This window comes from uncultured Oceanisphaera sp. (assembly GCF_947495715.1).
Taxonomy (GTDB): domain Bacteria; phylum Pseudomonadota; class Gammaproteobacteria; order Enterobacterales; family Aeromonadaceae; genus Oceanimonas; species Oceanimonas sediminis.
The window spans coordinates 21,394-32,354 of the sequence record NZ_CANLZU010000006.1; the positions used below are offsets into that span (position 1 = coordinate 21,394).

Below are 10,961 nucleotides of genomic sequence, written 5' to 3' on the forward strand. Positions count from 1 at the left end.
GCTATCCAGACCGCGACTTGTGTCGCGGTCTTTCTATGACCAGGAATAGAAAAGCATGAGTACCAATCCTAAACCCGCATACAGACGCATTCTTCTTAAACTGAGCGGCGAAGCGCTGCAAGGTGAAGAAGGCTTTGGTATTGACCCCGCCGTACTCGAACGTATGGCTCAGGAAATCAAGGAACTGGTTGAACTGGGTGTTCAGGTCGGCCTGGTGATTGGCGGCGGCAACCTGTTTCGCGGTGCGGGCCTGGCCCAGGCGGGTATGAACCGCGTGGTGGGCGACCACATGGGTATGTTGGCCACCGTGATGAATGGGCTGGCCATGCGCGATGCCCTGCACCGTGCTTATGTGAATGCCCGTCTGATGTCTGCTATTACTCTGGAAGGCGTGTGCGATCCTTATAACTGGGCCGATGCCATCAGCTTGCTGCGCAAGGGCCGCGTGGTGATTTTCTCTGCCGGTACCGGCAATCCTTTCTTCACCACCGATTCTGCCGCCTGTTTGCGTGGCATTGAAATTGAAGCCGACGTAGTATTGAAGGCCACCAAGGTGGACGGCGTCTACAGTGAAGATCCGATGAAAAATCCGGATGCCGAGCTGTATAGTCAGCTGGATTATGATGATGTACTGGATCGCGAACTCAAGGTGATGGATCTGGCCGCCTTTACCCTGGCCCGGGATCATAACCTGCCGGTTCGGGTGTTCAACATGAACAAGCCGGGTGCGTTGCGCCGTGCCGTAATGGGGGAAACCGAAGGCACCCTCATCAGCCGGAAATAATTAGCAGGTGAGGGGTGAAGGGTAAAAGGGGTGAGGTGTTTTACTCCTCACGCCTGACATCTCACCCCTTACGATAAAACAAGGATATAAACCGTGATTAACGAGATTAAGAACGACGCCAACACGCGGATGGAAAAGAGCCTTGAGTCACTCAAGGGCCAGATGAACAAGGTTCGTACCGGCCGGGCGCATCCCAGCCTGCTGGACACCATTTATGTGGATTACTACGGTGCGGCTACCCCGCTGAAGCAGGTAGGCAACATCACCACCGAAGACTCCCGTACCCTGGCGGTGACCGTATTCGATCGCACCATGATCAAGGCGGTAGAAAAGGCCATCATGAGTTCCGATCTGGGTCTTAACCCGTCCAGCACCGGCACCATGATCCGCATTCCGCTGCCGTCACTGACCGAAGAGCGTCGTAAGGACCTGATCAAGGTAGTACGTCACGAAGCCGAGCAGGGCCGGGTGGCCATTCGCAATATCCGTCGCGACGCCAACGGTGACTTCAAGGCACTGTTGAAAGAAAAGGAAATTTCCGAAGACGACGATCGTCGTGCTCAGGACGACATCCAGAAACTGACCGATCTCTATATCAAAAAGATAGACGAAGCCCTCGCCGTCAAAGAGAAAGAGTTAATGGAAATCTGATACTTACATCAGGTATAGTAGCCGACGCCGTGTAGCTTGCCTGCACGGCGTTTGTCTTTGTGCAGGAGTGATTTAATGCCAGCGAGCCAAACCATGGCAGCATTTGACGACCCATCTCAGTTACCCCGTCACGTCGCCATCATCATGGACGGCAACGGCCGATGGGCCGAACAACGGGGCAAGTTTCGGGTCAGCGGGCACAAGGCCGGTGTAAAATCGGTGCGCACCGCCGTCAGTTTCGCCTATCGGCTCAAGCTGGATGCCCTGACCCTGTTCGCCTTTTCCAGCGAAAACTGGCGCAGGCCAGAAGATGAAGTCAGTGCCCTGATGAGCCTCTTCATCGCCGTGCTCGGTTCGGAAGTGCGCAAGCTGCACCGCAACAACATTCGTCTGCGGGTGATCGGCGATCACCGTGGTTTCAGCGATCATCTGCAACGTAAAATTGCCGATGCCGAAGCACTTACCGCCGCCAATACCGGACTGACCCTCAATATTGCCGCCAACTACGGTGGCCGCTGGGACATCACCCAGGCCTGCCGTCGTGCAGCCGAGCAGGTTGCTGCCGGTGAGCTCAATCCCGCCGACATCACAGAGCACCATCTGGGCAGCCTCATGAACATGGCCGATCTGGCGCAGGTCGACCTGTTGATCCGCACCGGCGGCGAGCAGCGTATCAGCAACTTTCTGCTGTGGCAGCTGGCCTACGCCGAGCTGCATTTCACCCCCGTACTCTGGCCCGATTTCGACGAAGCCGCCTTCAGCGAAGCCATTGCCGCCTTTGTGGCACGGGAACGCCGCTTCGGCTGCACCGGCGCACAAATTCGCGCCTTGGCTGAAGGGCGGGGAATAGGGACTGGGGAATAGCTGGGCTCTGTACCGACAGAATGACGGCGGGGGGCAACGCAAGGGGAGGGTTGGGGAGGGGTTGCTGTACCTTTCCCGGTTTTGGTCCGGTACTAGGTTTTTTGGTCGATTGAAATCGACCTTACGTACATATAAAGACGTGAGCGTTGAGGCGTAAGGAGTGAAGAGTCAGGTGTTTACCCCTCACTCCTCACATTTCACCCCTCACTTCAATAAGAGAGGATATTTCTTGTTAAAGCTTAGAATCATCACGGCCCTGTGCCTGATCCCCCTGGTACTGGCCGCCATTTTTCTGTTGCCGCTGCCGTTTTTTTCGCTCTTTGCCGGCGGTGTCTTTCTGTTGGCTGGCCGGGAGTGGGGGCGTTTTATCGATCCGCGCAAGGCCAATGTGGTGATGGTATCGCTGGCCCTGGTATTGATTGGGCTGATGGCCATGGTGCCGATCGATCAGGTCTGGCGTCCGGATCTGAATGATACCGTCGCGCTGGTGCTCGGCGCCGGCGCCGCCTGGTGGCTGATTTCGCTGGTGCTGGTGCTGGTGTACCCGCGCAGCGCGGCCTTCTGGCAAGGCCGGTTGTGGCTGAAGGCGCTGTTTGCGCTGTTCAGCCTGATCCCCTTTTTCTGGGCGTTGCTGGCGCTGCGCAGCTACGAATATGAACAGAATCCCTTCTTCGGTGCCTGGTTGCTGTTGTTCGTGATGTCGCTGGTGTGGGTGGCCGACACCGGTGCCTATTTTGCCGGCAAGGCGTTCGGCAAGCACAAGCTGTGCCCCCGGGTCAGCCCGGGCAAGACCATAGAAGGCATGATCGGCGGTGTGGTGGCGGCCAGCCTGCTGGCACTGGTGGTCACGCAGACCATGGCGCTACCGATGCAACAGAGCGTGGTGCTGCTGGTGGCCTCCGTGGTGGCGGTGTTTGCGTCCGTGCTGGGCGATCTGGTCGAGAGCATGTTCAAGCGCGAAGCGGGCATCAAGGACTCGGGCAGTATTCTGCCGGGTCATGGTGGCATTATGGACCGCATCGACAGCCTCACCGCCGCCCTACCGGTATTTATCGTCGTCGTCCGGGTGTTGAGCTGATGACTCATCTTGTTTTTTTTCAGGCTCTGAGTCGGTGTACTCCCAGCCTGCAGCCACCAGGGCAGAAGCAGAGAGGCGATAAACAGACCCTCCACATCAGGGATGATGTGGCGGAGCCCCCATGGATGGGTTTATGGCGAGTCTGTGTTCGTTCTCTGCTTCTGTCGGGATACTCAACCTTTTTCGCGTCGACCAGGAGTGCCAAGTGGAGTTGTTAACCATACTCGGGGCCACCGGCTCCATCGGTCAGAGCACGCTGTCGGTGGTGCGTCGGCACCCCGAGCGTTTTCGCGTTTTTGCGTTGACCGCCAACCGGCAGGTTGAGCGCATGCTGGCCGACTGCCTGGAATTTTCGCCGCGTTATGCGGTGATGGTGGATGAGGCGGCGGCGCGGGAGTTGCGTCGGCAACTGGCCGAGCAGGGCGCTAAAACCCAGGTGCTGAGCGGGGCCGACGCCTTGTGCGAGGTGGCCGCCGAGCCGGAGGTTACCACAGTGATGGCCGCCATCGTCGGGGCTGCCGGTCTGTTGTCTACTCTGGCGGCGGTGAAGAGTGGCAAGCGGGTCTTGCTGGCCAACAAGGAAGCGCTGGTGATGAGTGGCGAGCTGTTCATCGACTTGGTGCACCGCAGCGGTGCCGAGCTGTTGCCGATCGACAGCGAGCACAACGCCATTTTTCAGTGCCTGCCTGCCGAATTGCAGCAAAATCCGGGGCGGGGCAGTCTGACGGAGGCGGGGGTCGGCAAGATACTGCTTACCGGATCCGGCGGTCCCTTCCGTTATACCCCGGTGAACCAGCTGGCCGGTGTGACGCCGGCTCAGGCGGTGGCGCACCCCAACTGGTCGATGGGGCCGAAAATTTCGGTCGACTCCGCCACCATGATGAACAAGGGGCTGGAATACATAGAGGCGCGCTGGCTGTTCAATGCCGCGCCGAGCCAGCTGGAGGTGTTGGTGCATCCCCAGTCGGTCATTCACTCCATGGTGCAGTATTCGGACGGTTCGGTATTGGCCCAGCTCGGCCAGCCGGATATGATGACCCCCATAGCGCATGCGCTGGCGTATCCGGCGCGCATCGCCTCCGGGGTGGCACCTCTGGACTTCTGCAAGCTGGGTGAACTGAGTTTTATGGCGCCGGACATGGCGCGTTACCCCTGTCTGCAGCTGGCCATCGACGCCTGTGCCAGCGGCCAGGGCGCCACCACGGCACTGAATGCGGCCAATGAAGAGGCGGTCGCGGCCTTTCTGGCCGGCTCGCTTGATTTTATGGCCATCGCTTCGGTCAACGACGCTGTGATGCAACAGCTGGGCAGCACCCGGGCGGCCAGCCTGGACGAGATCATCGCGCTGGATGGCGCCGCACGCCGCTGTGCCACCGCTTTGATACAGAATCAATAAGGAAAACATGATGGGCGACATACTGTGGAATCTGGGCGCCTTTATTGTCGCCCTCGGTATTCTGGTGGCGGTACACGAGTACGGCCACTTCTGGGTGGCGCGGAGCAATGGCGTCAAGGTGGAGCGCTTTTCCATCGGCTTCGGCAAGGCCATCTGGCGACGCATGGGTAAGGACGGCACCGAATATGTGCTGGCGCTGATCCCGCTCGGCGGCTACGTCAAGATGCTCGACGGCCGGGTGGACGAGGTGCCGGCCCATTTGCAGGATCAGGCGTTCGACCGCAAGTCGGTGTGGGCGCGCATGGCGATCGTGGTTGCCGGCCCCATGGCCAACTTTGCCTTTGCCATTTTCGCCTTCTGGCTGATGTTTCTGATTGGCGTGCCGGCGGTGAAGCCGGTGCTGAACGACGTGACCCTATCCTCACCGGCGGCCGAGGGCGGCCTGGCGCCGGGCATGGAAATTCTGGCCATCGACGGCAAGGCGGTGCGTACCTGGGAAGAAGTCAACTTTGCATTGCTTGGGCGTATTGGTGATGACGAAACCCGGTTCGAGGTAGCCGACGGCACCGGGCAACGGCGAGAGGCCATTATCCCGCTGGCCGAGTGGCAGTTTGACCCGGATGAAATGTCGCCGATCAGAGCCCTGGGGCTGGAGCCGGTCGGTCCCGAACTCACGCTGACCGTGGCCGAGGTGGTCAATAATGGCCCCGCCGCCGCGGCCGGTGTGCAGTCAGGTGATACCCTGCAGGCCATCGATGGTGAGCCGCTGGCCGACTGGCGGCAACTGGTGTCGCTGGTTCAGGCTTCTCCCGAGATTCCTGTGGAACTTCAGCTGATGCGTGAGGGTCGAAGCCTGACGCTGACGCTGACCCCGGAGCGGCGTGAAAGCCGCGACCGGGTCATCGGTTATGCGGGCGTGGCGCCCGAGGTGCTGCCGGTAGACGAAGCGTATCGCTTCGAGCTCACCTATGGCCCGTTGGCGGCCATCGGAGCCGGTATCAGCCGAACCTGGGATCTGACGGTGCTGACCTTCCAGATGCTCGGCAAGCTGCTGACCGGCATCGTCTCGGTAGACAACCTGAGCGGCCCCATTTCCATTGCCAAGGGCGCCGGCGCGACCGCCGAGTTCGGCCTGGTTTATTTTCTCGGTTTCATGGCGCTGGTCAGCGTGAACCTCGGCATCATCAACCTGTTACCATTGCCGGTGCTCGACGGCGGGCACCTGCTGTTTTATGTGATAGAAGCGGTGACCGGACGACCGGTACCGGAAAAAATACAGGAAATCGGTTTCAGGATTGGCGCTGCGCTCTTGATAATGCTGATGGGACTGGCGCTGTTTAACGATTTTGCTCGCCTCTAGGGCGACCGACACAAGGATAAAGTCACACCATGTCTGTTAAAGAAAGGTCTGCCAAAGAAAGGGCAATTAAAAAAAGATCGGTTCAAAATACGCTGGTGGCGTCCTGCCTGCTGGGCGCCAGTATGCTGGCCCATGCTCAGGGTGGCATAAGCCCCTTTGTGGTGCAGGACATTCAGGTCAAGGGTCTGCAGCGGGTCACCCTGGGGGCGACCCTGCTCAGCCTGCCGGTGCGAGTCGGTGAAGAAGTGGACTCCGCTCGCCTGGCCGAGGCTATCAAGAGCCTGTATGCCTCCGGTAACTTCGAAGATGTACAGCTGCTGCGCGACAACGGCATTCTGGTGGTACAGGTGACCGAACGGCCGACCATTGCCGGTATCAGCTTCAGCGGCAACGAGGAAATCAAGGAAGAGCAGCTAAAGCAGAGTCTGGAAGGGGCGGGGGTACGCATTGGCGAGCCACTGGATCGCACCACCCTGAGCTCGCTCGAACAGGGACTGGAAGACTTTTACTACGGCGTGGGCAAATACTCGGCCCAGGTCAAGGCGGTGCTGACGCCGCTGCCGCGCAATCGGGTCGATCTTAAATTCGAATTCGTGGAAGGTCCGGCGGCGGAGATCAAGCAGATCAACATCGTCGGCAACAAGGCGTTCAGCGAAGAACAGTTGCTGGGTCAGCTGCAGCTGTCAGACAGCGTGCCCTGGTGGAACTTCATGGCCGATCAGCGCTATCAGAAGCAGAAGCTGGCCGGTGACATCGAAACCCTGCGCTCCTACTACCGGGATCGGGGTTATCTCAAGGCCGAGGTGACCTCGACCCAGGTGTCCATGTCGCCGGACAAGGAAGGGGTCTATATCACCCTCAACGTTTCCGAAGGGGAACGCTATACGGTGTCTGGCGTCAAGCTGCGCGGCAATCTGATCGACCGCCAGTCCGAGCTGGAAGCGCTGGTGCCACTGCGTGCCGGTGATCTCTATTCCGCCGCCGATGTGGCCCACATGGAAGAGGTGCTGTCCAAATTCCTCGGCCGCTTCGGCTACGCCTACCCCAAGATTGCCACCTTTCCGCAGATCGATGAAACCGGCAAGAAAGTGGAGCTGGTGGTCAATATCGATCCCGGTAACCGGGTCTATGTGCGCCGCATCAACTTCGGCGGTAACACCATCACCAAAGACGAGGTGCTGCGCCGTGAAATGCGCCAGATGGAAGGCGCCCGGCTGTCAACCGAAGACGTGGAGCAATCCCGTACCCGCCTGAACCGATTGGGTTTCTTCGAAACCGTCGAGGTGGAAACCCGCCGCATTCCCGGTGAAGACGATCAGGTGGATCTGGACGTCAACGTCAAGGAGCAGCCAGCCGGCTCCATCAACTTCGGCATCGGCTTCGGTACCGACTCGGGTTTCAGCATTCAGGCGGGCCTGCAGCAGGACAACTTCCTCGGTACCGGCAACCGGGTGGGCATCAACTCCCAGATGAACGACTACTCCAAGGATGTGTCGCTGGAGTACACCGACCCTTATTTCACCGTCGACGGCGTCAGCCTCGGAGGCCGGGTTTACTACCGCCAGTTTGAAGCCGACGACGCCAACCTGGCCGACTACGACAGCACCCTCTACGGCGTGCGTGCCCTGAGCGGCTTCCCGATTGACGAAGACAACCGGCTGAACTTCAGTGCCGGCTTCGAGCACAACAGCCTGGGCAAGCCGAGCGACAGCTATGTGCAGCTGGACGACTTCTGGAGGCTGCATGGCGAGAATGTATCGGCCAATGACGAAATCAGCTTCAACACCTTTGACGTGACCGCCGGCTGGACCCGCAATACCCTGAACCGGGGTTACTTCCCCACCGCCGGTAATCGCCAGAACCTGTCGCTCAAGGTCACGGTACCCGGGTCGGATCTGCAGTATTACAAGACCAGTTTCGACGATGCCCATTACTTCCCGCTCGATCGGGAGCATAACTGGGTGCTGACCGGCAAGTTTCGCGCCTCTTACGGTGACGGTTATGGCGATGCCACCAACGGCAGCCAGGGCTTGCCCTTCTTCGAGAACTACTACGCCGGTGGCTTCAGCACCCTGCGTGGCTTCAAGAGCAACTCGGTGGGGCCGCGGGCTGCATATGAAAGAAATGGCAAATTTGAAGGCGACGACAGCACCATCGGCGGCAACGCCCTGGTGGCGGCCTCGGCCGAGCTGATTGTGCCCACGCCGTTTGCCGGTGAAGATCTGCAGCGCTCGCTGCGGACCAGCGTGTTCATGGACGTCGGTAGCGTGTGGAACACCAATTTCTCGGCGGACTATGCCGCTAACTGTGTAAGCCAATGCGACCTGATCTACGACTTCGGCGATCCGTCCAACATTCGCGCTTCGGCCGGCGTCAGCATGCAGTGGCTGTCACCGCTGGGCCCGCTGGTGTTCTCGCTCGCCAGCCCGCTGAAAGAAGTGGAAGGCGACCGTACCGAAGTGTTCAACTTCAACATCGGCCGGACATTCTAAAAAACCGTGAGGGGTTAGGGGTTAGGGGTGAGGGAAGTACAGCAACCCCACCCTGACCCTCCCCTTGCGTTGCACCCCGCAGTTATTCTGATAATGCGGGGGTAAAGGGGAGGGGATCACAAGCTCCTCCCCCTTGGCTGCGGGAAGGCAGACATCACGGCGACTTCTCGCCAGGGGGAGGTTGGGTAGGGGTGTCAGAGGCTTTCCCCTCACCCCTCACCCCTCACCCCTCACCCCTCACCCCTCACATTTACTTAATACAGGAGATTATTTTGAAACAAATGATGAAAATGATGGGCGTACTGGCCCTGATGCTGACCGCGACTCTGGCCCAGGCTCAGAGTGGCAAGATTGCGGTAGTGGATACCGGTGCCGTATTCCAGAACATGCCCCAGCGTCAGGCGGTAGCCAGGAAACTGGAAAGCGAGTTCGGTGCCCGGGTCAAGGAAGTACAGAAGATGGAAGCCGATGGCCGCAGCTTTATCGAAAAGCAGCAAAAGGACATGGCGTTCATGAACGATCAGCAAAAGGCCGAGGCCCAGAAAAAGCTGAACGAGATGCAGAGCGCCTATGTGCAGAAGCGTCGCAAGCTTGAAGAAGATCAGGCTCGCCGCGAGAGTGAAGAGCGCAAGAAAATGCTGGCGCGTATTCAAACCGCCATCGACGAGATCACCAGGGCCCAGGGGCTGGATCTGGTGATCGAGCGGGGCGCCGTCGTCTATGTTTCACCGGCCCTCGATATCACCAAACAGGTGATCGGCAAGGTCAGCAAGTAAAGCCCGGTTTTGATGAGTATTTGATTATGACTAGTAGGTTGCAAGAGATCACGTTACAGGAACTGGCCCGGCAGCTGAATGCCGAACTCAAGGGTGACCCGACCCAGGTTATTCGTCGGGTCAACACCCTGGACAAGGCAGGCCCGGACGAGGTGGCCTTTTTGTCGGACAGCAAGTATCACTCCCTGCTGGAAAACACCAGGGCCGGGGCGGTGATCGTCACGAGTGCCGATCAGGCACTGTGCCCGGTGGCCAGCCTGGTGATGACCGACCCGTATCTGGGCTTTGCCCTGGCCGCCCAGGCGCTGGACACCACGCCGCAACCTGCGGTGGACATTCATCCCTCGGCGGTGATTGCCGACGACGTTGTTCTGGGTGAGGGCGTGGCCATCGGTGCTAATGCGGTGATTGAGTCCGGTGTTGTGCTGGGCGATGGCGTGGTGATTGGCGCCGGTTGCTTTATCGGTAAAGGCGCTCAACTTGGGGCCAATAGCCGCCTGTGGGCCAACGTGACTCTGTATCATAGAGTCGAGCTGGGCGAACGCTGCCTGGTGCAGTCGGGTGCCGTTATCGGCGGCGACGGTTTTGGTTATGCAAATAATAAGGGCGAGTGGGTCAAGATTCCGCAGCTGGGGACCGTGATTATCGGTAACCGGGTCGAAATCGGTGCCGGCACGACCATAGACCGCGGTGCATTGGGCGATACTTGCATTGCCGATAATGTGATAATCGACAATCTGTGCCAGATCGCCCACAACGTCAGCATCGGTTACGGCACCGCCATTGCCGGTGGTACCGTGATGGCGGGTAGTCTCAAAGTCGGTAAATATTGTATTATTGGCGGCGCCGTGGTGATCAATGGTCACATCGAGATCTGTGATGGAGTGACCATCACCGGCATGAGCATGGTAATGCGGCCCATTACCGAGCCGGGTCTCTATTCTTCCGGTATTCCGTTGCAGCCCAATAAAGAATGGCGTAAAACGGCGGCGCGGGTGATGCGCATCGACGATATGCACAAGCGGTTAAACCGGCTTGAAAAGCAGTCAGACAAAAAAAATTAAGCAAAATTGGTAGGGTTACATTTTGAACAATGAACTGAATAACGAACAGAATCAGTTGGATATCCAGGAAATTCTGGAACTGCTGCCGCACCGCTACCCGTTTTTGATGGTAGACAAGGTGGCACATTATGAAATTAGCCCTGAGCGCAAGACCCTGAGAGGCATCAAGAATGTGTCTTTCAATGAGCCGATGTTCACCGGCCATTTTCCGAACAAGCCGGTGTTTCCGGGGGTATTGATCCTGGAAGCCATGGCCCAGGCCACCGGCATTCTGGCATTCAAGATGGTGGGCAAGCCCAAGCCCAACGAGCTGTATTATTTCGCCTCCATCGACAACGCCCGCTTCAAGCGCCCCGTGGTGCCGGGAGACCAGCTGGTGCTGGACGTGGTCTATCTTAAAGAACGTCGTGGCATCGCCAAATTTACCGGTGTTGCCACCGTCGACGGCGAAGTGGTTTGTACCGCCGAACTGATGTGTGCCAAACGCGAGGGTTGA

10 protein-coding genes are annotated in these 10,961 nt (G+C 58.7%); all 10 read left to right on the forward strand.

Annotated elements, in window-relative coordinates:
• Nucleotides 1-55 precede the first annotated feature (55 nt).
• Nucleotides 56-784 carry a UMP kinase gene (pyrH, locus tag Q0753_RS05200; protein WP_204794428.1) on the forward strand — a complete coding sequence of 243 codons (729 nt, stop codon included), beginning with the start codon at nt 56-58 and terminating at the stop codon, nt 782-784.
• Between the two features lie 93 nt (nt 785-877).
• On the forward strand, nt 878-1,435 hold the full coding sequence (gene frr / locus Q0753_RS05205; RefSeq protein WP_298718201.1) for a ribosome recycling factor: 558 nt from the start codon (nt 878-880) through the stop codon (nt 1,433-1,435).
• A gap of 93 nt (nt 1,436-1,528) precedes the next feature.
• Nucleotides 1,529-2,299, forward strand: a complete 771-nt coding sequence (gene uppS / locus Q0753_RS05210; protein WP_298718383.1) for a polyprenyl diphosphate synthase — start codon at nt 1,529-1,531, stop codon at nt 2,297-2,299.
• 229 nt (nt 2,300-2,528) lie between these two features.
• Entirely contained in the window at nt 2,529-3,377 is an 849-nt protein-coding gene (locus Q0753_RS05215) for a phosphatidate cytidylyltransferase (protein ID WP_298718203.1), read from the forward strand.
• Nucleotides 3,378-3,582: 205 nt separating this feature from the next.
• Entirely contained in the window at nt 3,583-4,773 is a 1,191-nt protein-coding gene (gene ispC / locus Q0753_RS05220; RefSeq protein WP_298718205.1) for a 1-deoxy-D-xylulose-5-phosphate reductoisomerase, read from the forward strand.
• A 10-nt stretch (nt 4,774-4,783) separates the two neighbouring features.
• A complete protein-coding gene (gene rseP / locus Q0753_RS05225; protein ID WP_298718385.1) occupies nt 4,784-6,133 on the forward strand; it encodes a sigma E protease regulator RseP in 1,350 nt (449 codons plus the stop codon).
• 29 nt (nt 6,134-6,162) lie between these two features.
• Nucleotides 6,163-8,625, forward strand: coding sequence for an outer membrane protein assembly factor BamA (bamA, locus tag Q0753_RS05230; protein WP_367179490.1), 2,463 nt, complete (start codon nt 6,163-6,165; stop codon nt 8,623-8,625).
• 281 nt (nt 8,626-8,906) lie between these two features.
• Nucleotides 8,907-9,401 (forward strand): OmpH family outer membrane protein, encoded by a 495-nt coding sequence (locus tag Q0753_RS05235; RefSeq protein ID WP_298718388.1) that lies wholly within the window; start codon nt 8,907-8,909, stop codon nt 9,399-9,401.
• A gap of 38 nt (nt 9,402-9,439) precedes the next feature.
• Entirely contained in the window at nt 9,440-10,465 is a 1,026-nt protein-coding gene (lpxD, locus tag Q0753_RS05240) for a UDP-3-O-(3-hydroxymyristoyl)glucosamine N-acyltransferase (protein WP_298718390.1), read from the forward strand.
• Between the two features lie 55 nt (nt 10,466-10,520).
• The gene (fabZ, locus tag Q0753_RS05245) at nt 10,521-10,961 is read left to right on the forward strand and encodes a 3-hydroxyacyl-ACP dehydratase FabZ (RefSeq protein WP_298718392.1); all 441 of its coding nucleotides are present in this window, start codon (nt 10,521-10,523) and stop codon (nt 10,959-10,961) included.